The 19734-nt window shown below is 41.0% G+C and carries 17 protein-coding genes and 2 tRNA genes; 5 read left to right on the plus strand and 14 right to left on the minus strand.

The features are described from left to right. Nucleotides 1–112: 112 nt before the first annotated feature. On the plus strand, nt 113–661 hold the full coding sequence (locus ACHEVO_RS08765) for a hypothetical protein (protein WP_296208956.1): 549 nt from the start codon (nt 113–115) through the stop codon (nt 659–661). A 34-nt stretch (nt 662–695) separates the two neighbouring features. After that, the gene (locus tag ACHEVO_RS08770; RefSeq protein ID WP_394124648.1) at nt 696–1259 is read left to right on the plus strand and encodes a hypothetical protein; all 564 of its coding nucleotides are present in this window, start codon (nt 696–698) and stop codon (nt 1257–1259) included. Nucleotides 1260–1378: 119 nt separating this feature from the next. Here ACHEVO_RS08770 and pnp read toward each other — a convergent pair whose 3' ends face one another. The 14 genes from pnp to tpiA form a co-directional block, all read right to left on the minus strand. Next, nucleotides 1379–3481: a polyribonucleotide nucleotidyltransferase gene (gene pnp, locus ACHEVO_RS08775; protein ID WP_394124649.1), complete on the minus strand. Its 2103-nt coding sequence runs from the start codon at nt 3479–3481 to the stop codon at nt 1379–1381. A gap of 690 nt (nt 3482–4171) precedes the next feature. Continuing rightward, a complete protein-coding gene (rpsO, locus tag ACHEVO_RS08780; RefSeq protein WP_045443035.1) occupies nt 4172–4438 on the minus strand; it encodes a 30S ribosomal protein S15 in 267 nt (88 codons plus the stop codon). Nucleotides 4439–4817: 379 nt separating this feature from the next. Further along, on the minus strand, nt 4818–4994 hold the full coding sequence (locus ACHEVO_RS08785) for a hypothetical protein (RefSeq protein ID WP_167514323.1): 177 nt from the start codon (nt 4992–4994) through the stop codon (nt 4818–4820). A 114-nt stretch (nt 4995–5108) separates the two neighbouring features. Beyond that, nucleotides 5109–5270 carry a hypothetical protein gene (locus ACHEVO_RS08790; RefSeq protein ID WP_166739220.1) on the minus strand — a complete coding sequence of 54 codons (162 nt, stop codon included), beginning with the start codon at nt 5268–5270 and terminating at the stop codon, nt 5109–5111. Nucleotides 5271–5367: 97 nt separating this feature from the next. Then, on the minus strand, nt 5368–5892 hold the full coding sequence (locus tag ACHEVO_RS08795; RefSeq protein ID WP_394124650.1) for a type 1 glutamine amidotransferase domain-containing protein: 525 nt from the start codon (nt 5890–5892) through the stop codon (nt 5368–5370). Between the two features lie 399 nt (nt 5893–6291). Then, nucleotides 6292–7383 carry a tRNA pseudouridine(55) synthase TruB gene (truB, locus tag ACHEVO_RS08800; RefSeq protein ID WP_394124651.1) on the minus strand — a complete coding sequence of 364 codons (1092 nt, stop codon included), beginning with the start codon at nt 7381–7383 and terminating at the stop codon, nt 6292–6294. 9 nt (nt 7384–7392) lie between these two features. Continuing rightward, complete coding sequence (locus ACHEVO_RS08805) at nt 7393–7782, minus strand: ribosome-binding factor A (RefSeq protein ID WP_102078739.1); 390 nt, start codon at nt 7780–7782, stop codon at nt 7393–7395. A 201-nt stretch (nt 7783–7983) separates the two neighbouring features. Further along, nucleotides 7984–10710: a translation initiation factor IF-2 gene (gene infB, locus ACHEVO_RS08810; RefSeq protein ID WP_057757754.1), complete on the minus strand. Its 2727-nt coding sequence runs from the start codon at nt 10708–10710 to the stop codon at nt 7984–7986. Between the two features lie 148 nt (nt 10711–10858). Beyond that, nucleotides 10859–12343 carry a transcription termination factor NusA gene (gene nusA, locus ACHEVO_RS08815; RefSeq protein ID WP_057757751.1) on the minus strand — a complete coding sequence of 495 codons (1485 nt, stop codon included), beginning with the start codon at nt 12341–12343 and terminating at the stop codon, nt 10859–10861. Between the two features lie 135 nt (nt 12344–12478). Continuing rightward, the gene (gene rimP / locus ACHEVO_RS08820) at nt 12479–12979 is read right to left on the minus strand and encodes a ribosome maturation factor RimP (protein WP_057757748.1); all 501 of its coding nucleotides are present in this window, start codon (nt 12977–12979) and stop codon (nt 12479–12481) included. Nucleotides 12980–13431: 452 nt separating this feature from the next. Further along, nucleotides 13432–13508: transfer RNA gene (locus tag ACHEVO_RS08825), tRNA-Met, on the minus strand. A gap of 123 nt (nt 13509–13631) precedes the next feature. Continuing rightward, nucleotides 13632–13715, minus strand: a tRNA-Leu gene (locus ACHEVO_RS08830). Nucleotides 13716–13856: 141 nt separating this feature from the next. Further along, on the minus strand, nt 13857–14165 hold the full coding sequence (gene secG / locus ACHEVO_RS08835; RefSeq protein WP_191114493.1) for a preprotein translocase subunit SecG: 309 nt from the start codon (nt 14163–14165) through the stop codon (nt 13857–13859). Nucleotides 14166–14379: 214 nt separating this feature from the next. Next, nucleotides 14380–15192 carry a triose-phosphate isomerase gene (gene tpiA, locus ACHEVO_RS08840; RefSeq protein WP_296208924.1) on the minus strand — a complete coding sequence of 271 codons (813 nt, stop codon included), beginning with the start codon at nt 15190–15192 and terminating at the stop codon, nt 14380–14382. Nucleotides 15193–15576: 384 nt separating this feature from the next. Here tpiA and pilB point away from each other — a divergent pair, with 384 nt between their 5' ends. The 3 genes from pilB to ACHEVO_RS08855 all read left to right on the plus strand — a co-directional run bounded on the left by pilB (nt 15577) and on the right by ACHEVO_RS08855 (nt 19645). Continuing rightward, nucleotides 15577–17292: a type IV-A pilus assembly ATPase PilB gene (pilB, locus tag ACHEVO_RS08845; RefSeq protein ID WP_394124652.1), complete on the plus strand. Its 1716-nt coding sequence runs from the start codon at nt 15577–15579 to the stop codon at nt 17290–17292. Nucleotides 17293–17514: 222 nt separating this feature from the next. After that, the gene (locus tag ACHEVO_RS08850; RefSeq protein WP_134292256.1) at nt 17515–18738 is read left to right on the plus strand and encodes a type II secretion system F family protein; all 1224 of its coding nucleotides are present in this window, start codon (nt 17515–17517) and stop codon (nt 18736–18738) included. A 7-nt stretch (nt 18739–18745) separates the two neighbouring features. Further along, nucleotides 18746–19645 carry a prepilin peptidase gene (locus tag ACHEVO_RS08855; RefSeq protein WP_394124742.1) on the plus strand — a complete coding sequence of 300 codons (900 nt, stop codon included), beginning with the start codon at nt 18746–18748 and terminating at the stop codon, nt 19643–19645. The last annotated feature ends 89 nt before the right edge of the window (nt 19646–19734 follow it).

Here is a 19734-nt window from a genome sequence, read left to right on the forward strand (position 1 = left end):
AAATACTTTATTATTTAATGGTCTATTAAGCCTATCTATCAATAGATAGGCTTTTTATTTTGAGTTTGCTATAGTATGGCTACTTATATTCTTGACTTGAATCGATCATAATATGAAACGAGAAAACATTCGTCCTTTACCCACTCACGCTTCCAAGAAAAAAGCGACTAAAACACGCCGGAAAATTTGGACAGTATTTATTTTAGTACTGCTGATTATTGCCATCGGCTATTTAATTTTAGGTAAGTCTGACACAGAATCTACTTTACCTCCTAACACTGCTACTTCAGCACCAGTAACTGAGCAAACGCCGACAGAGTCAACAACAGACAATATATCTGATATAACAGATGACTCTGTGATTAACGATGGTGTGCTCATGGATGAAAACTCCGGAGCAGCCAATAATGACAGGACCGCGATACCAAATCCTACTGCTATATTAGATGCGCCTCTACCAGAAAATGATAGCTTGGCGAAAGAAGAGATTGATCGTTTAGAAGATGAGCGTCAGCGACTAGCCGAACAAGAAAAGTTAGCAGCTGAACAAGTGGCTATGAATAAGCAATTGACTGATATGAAGGCAGAACAAATTGCGCTACTCGAACAGCAAATTGCTCAGTTAGAAGCAAACGACTCTAATAAAGCGACGGTTCAATAACTGTATACTTGATTTGGTTATAGAGAGGCTTACGATGGCGATTTTACAACTCACACATGCCTCTATTTTAAATAGCAATGCACAGTTGCTTGTTTTACCTGTCAACAATGCTGGTGTCGTTTTAGATCCTGTACTCACACGAGCTAAAACTCTATTTCCTGATAATTATAGTCGCTATCATCGTGCGTGCCGCGATGGTAGTCTGAATGTTGGTAGCTGCTTAATCAATAAGCGTACACGTGAGCAAGTCGGACTTGGTATCAGTAGTAACGGTAACCAGCCAAACTATATTGCCAACCTCGTGATATCAAACCATCCTTATCATCCAGCACGCACACGTTGGCTGACTGCTGCCTTGATTGATTTGCAACAGCAAATAATGCCGCTTATACGTTACCAAGGCATACGCAGAGTTGCATTGCTTGCGCGGCCGCTTATCTCAGGCAAACTACGTGATAACGTATCCAATGAAAGCACTACAGCAGATACCCTGCCCTTAGACTGGCATGCTGATACTTTGCCATTACTGACTGAGTACTTACAAGATCTACCAAAACTTCGTATCGATATACACCTGCCTAAAAGTATTGATTTATAAATGGCCTTTTAGCTAGCCAGTCATCATCTTTTTGAACACATAAAAAAACCGCCTTGAATACTCATGACGAGTATTTCAAAGCGGTTTTTTATTACTTAAACCACATCAGGTATTGAGTATTAGTTCTGCTCAACACCTTTCATAGTTAGTTTGATACGACCACGGTTGTCAACGTCTTGTACAAGTACTTTAACGATTTGGCCTTCTTTTAGATAGTCTGACACATTCTCTACGCGCTCTTCCGCGATTTGTGAAATATGTACTAGACCATCAGTGTTTGGCAAGACATTTACAAACGCACCGAAGTCAACGATACGAGCAACGGTACCTTCATAAGTTTTACCAACTTCAACTTCAGCAGTTAGTGCTTCGATTTTACCGATAGCTGCTTTGGTCGCTGCTTTGTTTTCACCAAAGATACGGATAGTACCAGCATCATCGATATCGATAACCGCGCCAGTTTCTTCCGTTAGCTGACGGATAGTTGCGCCGCCTTTACCGATAACGTCACGAATCTTGTCTGGGTTGATTTCGATAACCGCATAGTTTGGTGCATGAGCATTGATTTCAGTACGGCTCTCAGGCAATACTTGGTTCATTGCTTCTAGGATATGGATACGACCTGCATGGGCTTGTTTAAGCGCTTGCTCCATGATGTCAGGGGTAATACCTTCAATTTTGATATCCATCTGAAGTGCAGTGATACCGTTCTTAGAACCGGCTACTTTAAAGTCCATATCACCTAGATGATCTTCATCACCCAAGATGTCTGACAATACAGCGAAACGATCGCCTTCTTTAACCAGACCCATCGCGATACCAGCAACTGGTGCTTTTAATGGTACGCCTGCGTCCATCAATGCCAAGCTTGCGCCACAAACAGAAGCCATAGAAGATGAACCGTTAGATTCAGTGATTTCTGATACCACACGAATCACATATGGGAAACGCTCACTATCTGGCAACATCGCTTGTACACCGCGGCGTGCTAGACGACCATGGCCGATTTCACGACGTTTTGGAATACCTTCACGGCCCGTTTCACCAACTGAGAAATGCGGGAAGTTGTAATGCAGCATGAAATGGTCACGAATCGTACCACCTAGTGAGTCAATCATATTGACGTCACGGCTGTTACCAAGTGTGGTAGTAACCAATGCCTGCGTCTCACCACGTGTGAACAGTGCTGAACCATGCGTATATGGCAATACACCAACTTGTACGTCAAGCGCACGAACTGTCTCAGGGTCACGACCATCGATACGCGGCTTACCTGACAAGATGTTATCACGAACAGTACGATATTTAAGGTCGTTATAGATTTCTTTAAGCTCAGATACTGTATCAGCATAAGTTTCTGACTCAGCATCACCAGCAAGTGCATCAATAATTGATTGCTTGATTTCATCAAGCTTCGTGTAACGTGCTTGCTTATCAGTAATGGTATAAGCGTCAGCAACTTGCTCGCCGAACTGCTCTTTCATGCTGCTGCTAAGGGCTTGGTCACGCTCAGGAGCAGAGTATTGCTGCTTAGCAGTACCGATCTCTTCAGCCATTGACGCAATGTTATCAATAACAATTTGTTGTTGCTGATGGCCGTACAATACTGCACCTAGCATCTGGTCTTCTGACAGCTCTGCCGCTTCAGACTCAACCATCAATACCGCAGACTTAGTACCAGCCACAACCAAATCTAGATCACTAGTTTCAAGTTGCTCAGACGTTGGGTTTAGAACGTATTCGCCATTAATGAAACCAACACGAGCGGCAGCAACAGGACCATTAAATGGTGCATCAGAGATAGCTAGTGCTGCTGAAGCACCGATTAGTGCAGCGATATCTGCAGACTGAGTTTTATCTGATGATACAACTGTTGCGGTGATTTGGATTTCGTTTACGTAGCCTTCTGGGAATAGCGGACGAATCGGACGGTCAATCAAGCGTGAAGTTAAGGTTTCAAATTCGCTCGCACGGCCTTCACGTTTGCCGTAAGCACCTGGGATTTTACCCGCTGCATACATTTTTTCTTGATAATTAACCGTTAGCGGAAAGAAATTTTGACCTTCTTTAGCTTCTGACTTTACGACTGCTGCAACTAATACTGTTACGCCGCCCATGTGTACTAAAATAGAGTTTGCTTGACGGGCAATACGGCCTGTCTCGATAACAACCTGCTGGTTGCCATACTGAAATTCACGCTTAATGGTGTTGAACATTGTCATATAATCTTCCTAATGTTGACTGACAAAACTGACATCAGCATCAAAAAAAGCTGATATCTGTCATTAAAATTCTGTGTATATGGCTATCAGTTGACATGCTTTCTATTAGAAATCAAATCAACTAATGCCAATAACGTTACTTGGTTATCTCATATATTTGTCTGAGTTAGACATCGTACTATTATGTATATTCGGCCGTGCAATTTTGGCTTTACTATAAATACTATCAAAAAGACATTAAGTCAAAAGACTTCGATGCTAAAAACCCCACAGGCTATTTTCTGAATTTTCAAATATCAGCTATCTGCGCTGATTACCAAGCCAAATAATAAGTATTTTATCAATAATCGCCATATCTGTAGCAGATGCGCTATCAAACTCACAAGGCATTATTTTACAGTGATTTATGGCCATTGACCAATTAATTGCACAGTAGCGCAATTATCGTCAGAAAATACCGCATGTGAGGCTTGGTTAGTACAGTTTATACCAATATCCCTCTTAACGATTCTATAGAAGGAATTATAGCTCTTACTATTTGAGCACGGTATCTAAAACGAATAAGCATAAAAAAACGGCGTGAAACTATTCCACACCGTTTTTAGAAAAATCTATTTTATCGATAATAACAAACAAGTTCCAAGCGGTTTGGCAAAAAATTCAGCATCCGCTCGTACTATTGTCGTTAGATTAACGACGTAGACCCAACTGGCTGATTAGAGTAGTGTAACGACCAAGGTCTTTACCTTTTAAGTAATCAAGCAGTTTACGACGCGTGTTAACCATACGGATAAGACCGCGACGGCTATGATGGTCAGCTTTGTGTGCTTTAAAATGGTTCTGCAAATCATTGATACGAGCACTCAACAAAGCTACTTGAACTTCTGGAGAACCAGTGTCATTTTCGCCACGTTGGTATTGAGCGATGATTTGTTCACGATCGGTATTAGTTAGCATAAATATCTCCGGCAATGCTAAAAACTTTAAAAAACGGACTGCAATTTGAGTCAGTATTAAAGCAATAGAATAATAAATAAAATAACCTGTACGCCATTCAGGACAACCCTGCATTACTAGAGTTGACCTAGTGTACGACAAGCTCGGTTGACAACCATTTAGTATGTTTTGAATCGTACATTGTATTTAACTATAGCACTACTTAATCAAAGTAATGGGTTAACTACAGTACATCATTCAAAATCTAATCTAAATGTGGGGGTAATTATAACAAAAAACTGCTGAACTAGCAGCAGTTTTTCATAATACTTGTAACGCTACCTTTGGTCTCTGGTAACTAGTACATGACAGATAACTATCTATTGAAATCCTACCTAGGCTACTTATTAACGTCAGATTCTTTCGCATTGCCGCCTAGTTCATCATCTTCAAGAGGCGCGGCAGTAGTCACTTCCGCTAGACTGTCTGGGGCAGTATGCTCACTTGGATTGATTTCTTCTGCAAGCTTTTCAATCTCTTTTTCTTGCTCGTCCATATTGTTCGGTGAATTACTCATATTAGCTCCTGAATTATTATTTTGTGGACTAACTGTATTTGCACTCATCGATCATAAGATGTGCAAACTATAAACGTATTAATGCCACCCTACTACAGGTGGCATATTAAAAACTTACTTGTCTTCTTTCGCGTTTTCTAAATTAGCTGCGATACGTTCTGCTGCTGCTTCGCTATTTTCATTGTGATTGTCTTCAGTTTGACCTTTAAGTGCTGCTTCTGCTGAATCAGAACGTTGTTGCTCAAGTTTAGTATCGTTTGGGTTAGAGTTTGACATAGTATCTTCCTTAGTTATGGTTATAAATATTAATTATAAAAATTTGAAATTTAATAGTACTTAGGTAATTAAACTTGTTTAGTTAGAATTCAAAATTCTAAGATAATGCTTTATCTATGGCATCAACAAAATTGGGTATATCGTCTGGGTTACGCGAAGTAATGAGATTACCATCTACTTGTACTGTCTTATCTACGTAGTTTGCTCCAACATTTTCTAAATCTAGTTGCAACGTAGGGTAAGCAGTAAGGGTTTTGCCTTTAGCAATACCTGTATTGATGAGAACCCAAGGAGCATGGCAAATAACAGCTAATGGCTTGCCTGCTTCATTGATAGCATTGATAATTTGATGAGCCTTTTCGTTACCACGAATAGTATCAGCGTTCACAGTACCACCTGGTAAAACTAACGCATCATAGTCAGAGACGTTAGCATCTTCTGCAAAGATATCAGCAGTAAAAGTATCACTTTTATCTACGTCTTGCTGCATGGCTTGCACTTCTTTTTTATCATTTGTTGTTATAAGAAGTGTCTTGTAGCCTTTGTCTTTTAACTGATTATTGACGTCTTCATACTCTGCTTGTTCGAAGTGGTTATGTAGTAAAAAAGCGATCGTTTTCATAACTTTCCTTTTTCTTATCTATTAGTTTTGTGAGCCAGTATATTTTTATAAGCTAATTTCATTATTATTCAGTAGTACGTTTTCCTTTGAACTATTTTATTTTTATCCAAATGCGTCCTTTCTGCATTACTTTTTTCTTTTGATTGGTTACTTTTAATTGGCTATTATTTTAATTATTTGCTTTATAGCAATTTTTTATTTTTATAATATTTATCCATTTTATTTTTTAGCTCAGCATTCCCTATCTGATGAATCTAGAGTACAAAAAAAACAGGTTTCACCATAGGTGAAACCTGCAATAAAATGTGAAGGTATGTGATTAGTGTAAACTATTAGTAAATCAGGCCAATGTTAGGTGGTAGTTTCTCTATTTAAGTAACATTAGTGAAAACGTTACTATTAGCGCTGAATCAATTTCTTAGGTTGTAGACGTCCGTTTAAGCTTACAGACCCCAAACCAAGAAACTCTCCCTGCTCATTGAGTAGACGTATATCAACTGGTATTTCGTGCTCTAGGAGCTGAAGTACATCAAGATCAGTATCAGCTTTATTATTGGTACTAGCGTCATCATCGATACCGACAAAACTATCATTAGACAGCTGGTTAGAAACCATATTAGTAACATATTCTTTAAGCTTACCTGTTAGCTCATCAAATACGTTTAGGCGCTGCCCCATATGTACGCGGGCGCATTGTTCCTCTGTCAGCGTCAGTTCAGCATCGATATCAATACAAGCATCGATAGGCAGCAGCCAAGACTGACGCTCCTCTAAACTATGTTCTTCTAATAATGATAAAGCAATAGCATCATCAATGCTGAAGTTCCCTACTTGTGTACGACGCAATGCCGTCAAATGTCCTAGCGTACCTAGCTGCTTTGCAATGTCTTCCGCTAATACACGTACATAAGTACCTTTCGTACAAGTAACCGTAAGATTAATCTGTGTATTATCTATCATCTGTAGATTGATTGCTTTAATCGTGATATTTCTAGGTGGTCTATCAACCTCAATGCCCGCGCGGGCATATTCATACAGTTTTTTGCCGTCTTTTTTTAGCGCTGAATACATCGGTGGTATCTGCTGCTGAGCACCCAAAAACTGCTGGGCAATAGTCGCTAATGAGGCTTCGTCAAATACGGGGATAGAAGCCTGCGTTACGATTTGACCATCAGCATCACCAGTATCGGTTTGACTACCTAGCAAAATAGTCGCTTGATAAGATTTATCAGCATCCAGTTGATAATGGCTAAACTTGGTGGCTTCACCCAAGCAAATAGGCAACAGGCCAGTTGCCATCGGATCAAGCGTTCCTGTATGCCCTGCCTTTTTACTATCGTGTATCGGTGATTTAAATAAATACTTCACTTTTGACACAACTTGCTGCGAGGTCATACCTTTGGGTTTATCCACCAATATGACACCTGAAACTTTTACTTTATCAGGTACTTTATTGGCTTGTTTATCAATTTGCTTAGACGCTATAGACATAATAATAATTTACTCGTCATTCTCGTTTTGCTCGGTTTTAGTCACGGCTTTACTAATCAAGTCCATCATGTAGTTACCACGAGCCGTTACTTCATCATAATGAAAACGTAGGCGCGGCGTAGTACGTGTCTTTAAGCTATGGCTTAATTCTGTACGCAAAAATCCTGCCGCTTTATTCAATACTTTGATGCTTTCTTCATGATTAGTCTTATTCATAGCATCATTGAGCTCAGGCTCCATGATAGTGACATAGACGTCCGCATAGCCTAAATCTGGGCTAACCTTGACACTAGAGATCGTGACAAAACCCGTTAGACGAGGGTCATTAACTTCATCGCGAATAAGAACAGCAAGCTCACGCTGAATCTGATCCGATAATCTTTGTAAACGTTGGTTCATGTTATTACCTTACTTTAATGGACTTATTTTATTAGTGTATGAGTCTTCTGATTAATAGATGTTGCACTGATATGTGCTAAAAAAGGCCTAGCAGGATGTACCTGTTAGGCCTAAGTACAGCTGAATATTAGCAAAGTATCTAAACAGCTCAGCGGGTTACGCATATTGCATTGATACATACTCTGCTATCGAACAGCAGCTTTAGATAGTACGTGCGAACTCTTGGATTTCAAAGACTTCGATCTTATCGCCAGCTTCAACATCATAGCCACGAACGGCCAGACCACATTCCATACCAGTACGTACTTCATTGACGTCTTCTTTATAGCGACGTAATGATTGCAATTGACCAGTAAAGATAACTTGGTCATCACGCAATACGCGGATAGGTTTGTTGCGATAGATTGTACCTTCGACCACCATACAACCAGCAGCAGCACCGAACTTACTAGAACGGAATACTTCACGAACATCTGCAACACCAAGGATTTTCTCACGATGTTCAGGAGCAAGCATACCGCTCATTGCTGACTTAACATCATCGATCAAACCATAGATTACGCTATAGTAGCGAATATCCATGTTAGCAGTGTCTGCTTTGCGGCGTGCGGTAGCATCTGCACGAACGTTAAAGCCTAACAGTACTGCTTCACTAGATTCTGCAAGGGTTACGTCAGACTCAGAGATAGGACCAACGCCTGAACTAATCACTCTGACTTTTACTTCATCAGTAGACAATTCATTTAGAGCAGCTAGTAGTGCCTCAAGTGAACCACGTACGTCTGTTTTCAGTACGATATTCAAGAATGACACATCACCTTGGCCCATCTGATCAAACATGCTTTCCAAACGCATGGCATTTTGACGCTCAAGTTGACGCTCACGCTCACGGTTGGTTCTAAAGTCCGCAACTTCACGAGCTTTTTTCTCATCCGTTACCACTAGGAACTCACTACCAGCAGCAGGTGTTTCAGGCAGACCTAAAATCTCTACAGGGATAGAAGGACCAGCTGATTTGATACGTTGGCCATGCTCGTCTGTTAATGCACGAACTTTACCATAGTGCTCACCAGCTAGAACCAAGTCGCCTTGTTTTAATGTACCTTTCTTCACTAGCACACTAACGACAGGACCACGACCTTTTTCAAGTCTTGATTCAATAACCACACCCTGAGCAGCACCGTCTAGTGGCGCTTCTAGTTCCATTAACTCAGCTTGTAAGCTAATGAACTCTAGTAGGTCTTCGATACCTTCGCCTGTTTTGGCTGAGATACGAGCCATTGGTGTATCGCCACCCCATTCTTCTGAAACAACTTCTTTCGTCGTTAATTCATTAAGAACACGGTCAGGATCAGCACCTGGCTTATCCATTTTGTTGATAGCAACAATAATCGGCGTACCAGCTGCACGTGCATGATCAATGGCTTCTGCTGTTTGTGGCATCATGCCATCGTCAGCTGCAACAACCAATACAACGATATCAGTCGCTTGAGCACCACGTGAACGCATTGCGCTAAACGCTGCGTGACCTGGAGTATCAAGGAAAGTAATAACACCGCGATCAGTTTTTACATGGTAAGCACCAATATGCTGTGTGATACCGCCCGCTTCACCGTTCGCAACTTTCGTTTCACGAATTTTATCTAATAGTGAGGTCTTACCATGATCGACGTGACCCATAATAGTCACTACTGGTGGACGAGTCTGGATGTTACTACTACGCTCATCAACTGCGTACTGTAAGTCGTCTTCGACTTTAGTATCACTAACTGGTACTGGGTTGTGGCCCATTTCTTCAACAAGCAAGCTTGCGGTTGCTTGATCAATCGTATCTGACTCACGAGCCATTTCACCCATTTTCATAAGTAATTTGGTTACTTCGCGAGCTTTAACCGCCATACGCTGAGCAAGATCGGCAACTGAAATTTGCTCACTAATCTCGACATCATAGACGATTTTTTCAACAGGTTTTTCAAATTTATGCTGTGATGCTTGAGTTGAACGTAAACCGTTTTTGCGGTTTTTGATTTCACGCTCATCTTGGTTCTTACGACGACGACCACGAGTACCAGTACTATTCGAACCGCGTTTAATTTCGCGACGCTCTTTTTCGAAAGACTCTTCTAGTGCATCACCGACCAAACCTTCAGCCAATGGCTCATCTTTACGTACTTCAGTAACAGGCTCACGATCTGTATATTTACCAGCCATCTTACGCATTTGCTCAAGTGTACGCTTTTGCGCTTCTTCAGCTTGTGTGCGGCGGGTTTCTAGTTCGATTTCACGCAGACGCGCTTCTTCTTTCTCACGAGTCTCGCGAGCTTTACGCTCAGCAGCGGTTTCAACTTTAGGCTTAGTTGCAGCAACTTTCTTTTTCGGCTGCTCTTTAGGCTTAACTTCAGCAGTCGCTTTGCCGCCTTTTTTGACGACAACTGATGTAGAAATATCATCGTTTTTGTCGTCTGATTTTTTGCTAGAGCCTAAGCTTGCGCGCATTGCTGCTAGCGTTGCTGCTTGACGCTCTTCCGCTTTTTTCTTAGTAGCGGCGCGTTCTTCAGCTTCTTTTGCTGCACGTTCTTGAGACTCAATTAGAGCCTGCTCACGAGCGGCTAACTCTTCAGCCATTTTTTCTGGATCAGGCTTTTCAAATACTTTCTTTTTACGCACTTCTACGTTGACGCTCTTAGATTTACCAGAAGAGCCGGTCACACGTGCAGTACTGGTCGTCTTAGATTTAAGACTAATACGACGCTTTTCTTGTTGACCATGACTTTGCTTTAAATACGTCACCAGCTTTTCTTGCTCAAGCTCGGTGACTAGGTCATCCTCTGCGCGAGCAGGCAGGCCAGCATCTACTAATTGCTGCTTTACAGCATCTGTAGTTTTGCCTACCATTTCTGCCAGTTCTTTGACGGTCTTATCTGCCATTTATTATCACCTACTGTCTATTATTTGCTATATGTTCAATTCAGTTGTTGGCTACAAATGATTGGGTTAAGGCTGATACTTATAAATAGATATCAGCGCTTTATTCTCAATAGCATATCACCAAAAGACAGCGATATGCAGTTACCGCTTATTCATCGAACCAAGATTCCCGAGCTTTCATGATGAGTTTTCCTGCAGTTTCAGAGTCTAATCCTTCGATATCTTCTAGATCGAAGACGGCTTGTTCTGCCAAGTCATCAACAGTAATGATGTCTTTTTGCGCCATTTTATAAGCCCAACTGACTGTCATACCTTCAAGCTCTTGAAGCTCTTGACTTGGCTCTTTCATGTTCTGTTGTTTGACCAGTTCATCAGCGATGACGACTTCTTTAGCACGCTCTTGAATCATATCAATCGCTTCATCGTCTAGACCTTCGATATCATAGAAAGTCTCAACTGGTACATAGGCCACTTCTTCGATACTGGTAAAACCAATATCAACCAATGCCTGTGCTAAATCTTTATCTACTTCTAGGCGCTCATAGAATAATTCAATAAACGCTTTTGATTCGTTTTGTTGACGTTGCTGATACTCTTCTTCGAGCATCATATTAAGCTTATAGCCCGTCAATTCAGACGCTAGACGTACGTTTTGACCTTGTGAGCCAATAGCACGCGCCAACTGATCATTTGTGCTAAAGATAATGTCTGCTGTTTGCGTATCTTCATCCAAAATGATACTACTTACATCAGCAGGCTCTAGAGAGCTGATGATGAACTGAGCAGGATCATCTGACCATACCACTACATCAATACGCTCACCGTCTAGCTCTTGCTGTACTGCTTGGATACGTGTACCACGCATACCAATACAAGCACCAACTGGATCGATACGGTGATCGTTGGTCTTCACGGCTATTTTAGCACGAGTACCTGGCAGGCGAGCGACGTTACGAATTTCGATAATTTGTTCTGCAATCTCAGGCACTTCTTTTTGCATCAATGCTGATAGCATTTCAGGATGCGTGCGAGATAACAGTAACTGTGCACCGCGGTTTTCACGGTTTACATGGTACAAGATAGCATTGATACGCGACTTTGCACGGAGTTGTTCGCGTGGCAACATTTGGTCACGTGACAAATAACCTTCGGCATTGTCACCCAAATCGATGATATAGCCATCACGAGTCTGTTTTTTGACTTCGCCATACATCATCTCACCAACACGCGGCTCGAAAGCATCTGCAACTAGTGCACGCTCAGCTTCACGAATCTTTTGGATGATAACCTGTTTGGCTTGAGTAGCAGCAATACGACCAAATTCGATTGACTCAATTTGCTCTTCTTTAATATCACCAATTGACCATTCTTCCTGATCAAGATCGGTGATAGCAAGCTGACAAGCTGGCATTTCATGGTCTTCATCTGCAACCACTGTCCAGTAACGATAAGTATCGTAATCGCCAGTTGCACGGTCGATCGCTACTCGTACAGCCACTTCTGGCTGCTCGGTATATACTTTTTTCTTAGTCGATACCACTAAAGCGTCTTCAATTGCTTCAAAGATATCTTCAGGATTTAAGCCCTTTTCATTACTGACAGTTTCTACTACCGTTAAGATTTCACGACTCATGCTATACCTGTCCTATCATTTTTTAATTGACTTAAATTTTATAATTTGGGTGCTGCTATTATATAGTTGCTATAAGCCACATAAGCTATTGGAAGATAAAACTGTCTACCTATAAACAGTTACCCTAGTACGAATCTAGGCATCTTCATAAATCAAATTGGCTTTATCAATATTACTTAGTGCAATCTCAAACTGCTCGCCATCACTTGACGTCAGTTTTAAAGAGTTTTCATCAATACTATCTAAAGTACCTGTGGCTTTACGACGTTTTTGATCGCCTGTACCGATAGCTTGAATCAGACGCAAGCTAACAGTTTGACCAACATACGCATGCATTTGCTCATCTGAGAAAAACGCACGATCAAAACCAGGTGAAGATACTTCTAAAATGTACTCACCAGCGATAGGATCATGAACTTCTAAGATACCGCTTACTTGATGGTTTACTGCCGCGCAGTCTTCAATCGTTACTTGTTTATCTTGGGCTTGCTCTTCTGGCAATGCTTCAATATAGATACGTAGTAAAGAGCGACGACCTTGTGGCGCAAACTCGATACCCCATAATGACACATCACAAGCGGCCACGGCAGGGGCAATAATATTAGTCAGTTCTGCAACTTTAGTCGAAAGCTTCATAATCTCTTTGTATTTTCCTATTCACTTATCTATCGTACTTAGTAAACCGTATTAAAGATGAACTCTTATCTATATATAACAATCTTATGATGATAAGAATCACGGTCAGTATATAATTTTAAATCACAAATATATGATACATATTGTGCATTTATATAGGGACGAGCGTAAAAAACATCAAGCTCGGCCAAACAATGCTTTTATTATTTATAAAGCACTACTATCGATAAAAGTATGAGGAATAAAAGATAGTGTTGCTTAAGAAGCATCGTGCCGGTAGCGGCCGATGATGACCAGTGACGAGTAATATCGTACTCTATAGACTTAGAGCTTAGCATAAGTAGGATAGATACCGCGATAACACTGACCTTCAGATACAAAAAAACCCACAAACATAATGGTGGGCTAATCGGTACTGACAAATTTAGTGTACAAAACATCAGTATAAAAAGTGGTAGCGGGGGCTGGATTTGAACCAACGACCTTCGGGTTATGAGCCCGACGAGCTACCAGACTGCTCCACCCCGCATCAATCTAGAACGCATATTATAGGGAGGTTTAATAGAAGTGTCAATACTTTTTTTAAATTAATTATAAATTAAGTATTATCTGCTAAAAATCCAACCTAACGCTATGCTGCGTCTGTAAAACTTGGTGCGATTGGGGGGACTTGAACCCCCACAGCTTTCGCCACCACCCCCTCAAGATGGCGTGTCTACCATTCCACCACAATCGCATTGTACTGCTCTGTCTCTATCGTCCAGTCTATAATCAATGATGCTTAAGGTAGGCACCTATAGAACAGGAGTTGCGAAAACAGGAAAGCATTGTAAATCTAACCTACCAAAATAGCAAGCGCTGCCTACTTAAAAGAGGCTTACTCGGAATGTTGAGTCATTGGACGCGGCGTTTGCGGTGCTGAAACTGGCGCATCTAGACGAAACTGATCTTCTGCTTGCTTACGAGCATGAACGGCAAGCGTCATACTTGTAATAAAAAATATGACCGTTAGTACTGCCGTAGCACGCGTCAAGAAATTAGCAGTGCCTGCTGCGCCAAACACGGTACCTGATGAACCAGCACCAAAAGAAGCTCCAGCGTCTGCCCCTTTACCATGCTGTATCAGAATCAAGCCGATCATGGCGATGGCCACAATAATATGCAGGGCTAATATAAACGTAAACATGGTGGCCTCTTTTGCCGCGTAATGACGACTGATAACGGAAAATAAAACGTAAGGTTAATAGAATGACAATCGGCATGATCAAATGCCAAATCGACTATATAAATAAGGCGCATTGTACACGATTGCAAGGGCAGTGTTAAACCTACTTTTACCAACTGATGAAACCATACTGACTATAAGCTATGATCTTGATATCTGAGTATTATTTATTCATTTAAGCATTGGCTTGGTTGAAGGCATCGGCAATCGCTAGAAAGCTCTCTGCTTTTAATGAAGCACCGCCCACTAACGCGCCATCAATCATAGCGTCAGAAGCAAAGCTATTGGCATTATCAGCATTAACACTACCGCCATACAGCACGGTAATCGTATCTGTTATATCAGCAAAGCTTGCAACCGTTTGCTTGATATACTGATGAGTCTTACTCACTTCTGCCACAGTAGGCACTTTACCTGTACCAATGGCCCATACAGGTTCGTAAGCGATGAGCAGCTTTTCAGATAACGATGATGCTAACTCTGGCTGTTGAGTCAGTAAATCCTTAATAACCGAAAGTTGCTCATTGATAACGTCGAGTGTTTGACCATTATCATACTGCTCTTGCGTTTCGCCGATACAAAATACCACACCTAATTTCTGAGAAAATGCATGAGACAATTTGCTTATCAGGCATTCATGAGACTCTTTGTGATATTGACGACGCTCAGAGTGGCCAAGTAGCGTCCAAGTAGCACCTGCATCTGCTACCTGCTGTGCTGAGCAGTCACCAGTATAGGCTCCTGTACTTGCACTATAAGTACTAACGTCCTGTGCTGCACAAAGTATTGAGCTATCTGCTAGACGCGTACTCACTGTACTTAAATGAACACAACTTGGTGCTACCATTAATTTACAGCGGTTTTTTAATGTCTGCGAGCTGGCTTGTTCTTCAGTATTAACTTTAGTCAATAAGTCGTCCAATAGTGCATTGACAGCACTGTTAGTCGCAGGATTCTGTTTCCAATTGCCAATTACCCAAGCTTGCATACTTATTTACCTTGTCTCATGTATTCATGCCAATTCGGCTAATATGCGCGTCAGTATAACAAATAATTCGTAAGTGCTATAGTAGCGTGCCACCATGAGCAGAATCACTTCTGCAAACTTATCTACAGACAATACATCAATCGACCGTTATTTTTACGAGCTAGTCGTCTAATGGTATATATAAATTTTTCAAACTAAAGTAAAGTTCTATACTACAGAATGTATAAAATCAAATATTGTTGCTGGTTCTATATATAGATATACAGGTAGATAAGATAAACAAAGCAAGATAGTTCAAGCGAGTTATCGACTAGCAACGACAAGTATATAACGTCTAATACCAAGCAGTTCTACAGAATACTTTGTATCAAAGGAGAGGTTACAATGTCTATCGCAACCAATAAGTACGGCGGTCTAGCACAGCAACTGATTAGCGACGGTGTCGTTAGCGAAGCAAATATGAAGACGGCACAGATCGAGTCGCAACAGCAGCAAATAGGACTGGTACCCTATTTAGTAGACAACAAATTGGCCGATGCTTATCATCTTGCCCAAATGCTATCCCAAGCTTTCGGTGACCCTCTATTTGATCTTGATGCATTAAACGTTGATGTTATTCCAAAAGACTTAGTTGATGAAAAAATCGTTCGTAAGTTTAATGCTTTACCACTCTTTAAACGAGGACAACGTCTATTTGTCGCACTAAGTGATCCCACACGCGTTGATGCTATTGATGCGATTGCCTTTAATTCTCGACTGTCGATAGAAACCATTGTTGTCGAAGAAAATAAGCTCAAAAAGCGTATTGAAAATATTTACGCGGATACGATGCAAAGTTTTGATAGCTTTTCTGATAATGATTTAAGCGTTGGTTTTGAAGATGGTGATGAAGATAAAGAGGATGGCGAAACTCAGCTGAGCGACGGCGTCGATGAAGCGCCTGTCGTAAAATTCGTCAATAAAATGCTAGTCGATGCCATTCGTATGGGTGCTTCTGATTTACATTTCGAGCCATATGAAAAGTCTTTCAGAGTACGATTTCGTGTCGATGGCGTCATGCAAAAAATGGCCAATCCACCGGTTCAACTTGCGAATAAAATTGCAGCACGCTTAAAGGTCATGTCTCAGATGGATATCTCAGAACGCCGGGTACCACAAGATGGGCGTATTAAACTAAAAATTTCTAAAAATAAAGCGATTGATTTCCGGGTAAACTCATTACCGACGTTATTCGGTGAAAAGCTTGTTTTGCGTATCCTTGACCCATCATCAGCCATGCTAGGTATTGATGCATTGGGGTATGAACCAGATCAGCAGGAAATGTTTTTAGAGGCATTACACAAACCACAAGGAATGTTGCTTATCACTGGTCCTACTGGTTCTGGTAAGACGGTATCACTTTACACTGGTATCAATATCTTAAATACTGGCGCAACCAATATCTCAACGGCTGAAGATCCAGTCGAAATTAACCTTGAAGGAATTAACCAAGTCAATGTCAATGCCAAAGTTGGTCTAACGTTTGCCAATGCGCTTAAGTCTTTTTTACGTCAAGATCCTGATATTGTTATGGTCGGTGAGATTCGTGACCTTGAGACTGCTGAGATCGCTATTAAAGCTGCGCAGACAGGTCATATGGTTCTTTCTACTTTGCATACTAACTCGGCACCTGAAACATTAACGCGTCTACGTAACATGGGTGTTGCCTCTTTTAACATTGCCACATCAGTCAACCTAGTTATTGCCCAACGATTGGCACGACGTCTCTGTAAGAACTGTAAAAAACCTATTAGCATACCGCGTCAGAGCTTATTAGAGATTGGTTTTACCGATACTGATCTAGATAACACTGATAATGTCATTTATGAACCAGTCGGCTGTAATGAATGCCGTGAAGGTTATAAAGGCCGTGTAGGTATCTATGAGGTGATGAAAGTCAGCCCTGATATTTCACGCATTATCATGGAAGATGGTAACGCAATAGATATCAAAGACGCTGCCATTAAAAACGGTTTTCGCGACTTGCGACGTTCTGGAATTTTAAAAGTATTGCAAGGTGTCACGAGTATCCAAGAAATGATGCGGGTAACTTCTGAATAATAAATGAAATTATAGAATATATATGCTATGCCTTAACATCTTGACTTTCAGTTGCTAGAAAAGTTATAAACTAGCAACGTTCTTTATCGTATAACTTTAAAAATAAAACAGATAAACACTGGTTTTTTACGCTAAAATAAAGTATGCCTGACTAATATTTCAAGTCTGGTATTTTGTTGTAGGTTTACAATATCTATATTGGACAATTTTGAGGGTAGTAACATGGCAAAAGCTAAGACCGATATGTTGTTGGACTTTGTTTACGACGGTGTGAATCGACGCGGGCAGAAAGTTAAGGGCGAAACTACTAGTCGTAGTTTAGAACTGGCAAAAGCGACCCTACGTAAACAAGGTATCACGGTTAAAGGGATTAAGAAAAAACCAAAACCACTTTATACCTTCAAAAAAGCCATTAAAGCCATTGATATTGCTATTTTTGCTCGGCAACTAGCAACAATGATGAAAGCGGGCGTACCTTTAACTCAGTCTTTCGAAATTGTCGCCGACTCCCTTGATAATCCAAGTATGAAAGACTTAGTACTGCAAATCAAAGCAGATATTGAGGCAGGTGGTACTTTTGCTTCTGCACTGCGCAAACATCCGCGCTATTTTGATGATTTATTCTGCTCCCTCGTCGAATCTGGTGAACAATCAGGTGCACTTGAGACGATGCTTGAACGAGTAGCTACTTACAAAGAAAAGAGTGAGCTTCTAAAAGCAAAAATCAAAAAGGCGATGAAGTACCCTATTGCTGTTATCGTAGTTGCTATCATTGTCACTATAATTTTGCTCGTAAAGGTAGTACCTGTATTCTCTGGATTATTTGAATCATTTGGAGCGGAATTACCTGCTTTTACTCAGATGGTAGTAGCGATGTCTGAATGGATGCAGGCATGGTGGTTTATTTTGATCATCGTCATTGGTGGATCAATTATTAGCTTTACTGAGGCTAAAAAGCGATCTAAAAAGTTCCGTGACTTTTTAGATCGGGCTACCCTAAAGGCTCCAATTTTTGGAAACATTGCTTATCAAGCAATTATTGCCCGTTTCGCTCGTACGCTATCTACAACTTTTGCTGCTGGTGTGCCGCTTATCGATGCCTTAGATTCTACTGCTGGTGCGACCAATAATGTTGTTTTTTACAATGCAACTCAGCAAATTAAGAGTGATGTATCTACTGGTCAGCAATTACAGTTCTCTATACGATCTACCAACTTGTTCCCAAGTTTAGCTATTCAGATGGTTGGCATTGGCGAAGAGTCTGGTAGTTTAGAAGAAATGTTAGATAAAGTCGCTGTCTACTACGAGAATGAAGTTGATAACGCTGTTGATGGTCTAACTAGCTTGATGGAACCACTTATTATGTCGGTATTAGGTGTATTAATTGGTGGCCTAGTCATTGCAATGTACTTGCCAATCTTCCAAATGGGCGCAGTAGTAGGATAATGATTTGATGCAACTTATACAGTTACTACAAGAGAACAGTACCCTAGCTTTATTCGTATTTGGCCTATTAGGTCTTTGCGTTGGTAGTTTTTTAAATGTTGTGATTCATCGCATACCGCTGATGATGGTCTATGGCTGGAGACAAGAGTGTAGCCAGTTTATGTCTGAACAGGCCGATATGCCACGCGAGCATACACTGCCCATAGCAAATATTGTCGCTACTGACCAACCAATTACCTTAAGTCGACCTGCCTCTCGCTGCCCTCATTGCGCACATAAAATTAAGCGGTATGAAAATATCCCTTTAATAAGTTGGCTATTACTACGCGGACGCTGTTCAAGCTGCAAAGCGGCTATCGATCTACGTTATCCTCTTGTTGAGCTAGTCACTGCCCTCCTGTCCGTATTAGTAATATATAAGTTTGGGGTAAATGCTACAGGCTTGTCCGCATTGGTTTTAGTATGGACACTGGTTGCTCTAACAGGTATCGACTTTGACACACAGCTACTACCTGATCGTCTAACTTTTCCTTTAGCAGGCTTAGGATTGGCGGTAAACTCACAAAGTTGGTTTGTCACACCAACACAGTCGATATGGGGATTACTACTTGGGTTTTTATCGCTATGGATAGTAGTCAAGGTGTTTTACTTAATAACTAAAAAACATGGAATGGGTCAAGGGGATTTTAAATTACTAGCAGTATTAGGTGCTTGGCTCGGACCTATGATGTTACCTTTGATTATTCTACTATCATCTTTACTCGGCTCTATCGTTGGGCTGATCTTGATGAAAAAACAGGGTGAAAGCCGACCTTTTGCTTTCGGGCCTTATATCGCTATTGCAGGTATCGTTGCCTTATTATATGGCTCAGATATCGTCAGCTGGTATCTCGGTATGTATGTCTAATAACTGACAGCGTACATTAGATTATTGTAGTAAATTTCCGGCAGTGACTCATAAATAAAGCCTCAAAAGGCCGATTGTGAGTTTAAAGC

It is taken from the genome of Psychrobacter nivimaris, assembly GCF_043419765.1.
Lineage (GTDB): Bacteria > Pseudomonadota > Gammaproteobacteria > Pseudomonadales > Moraxellaceae > Psychrobacter.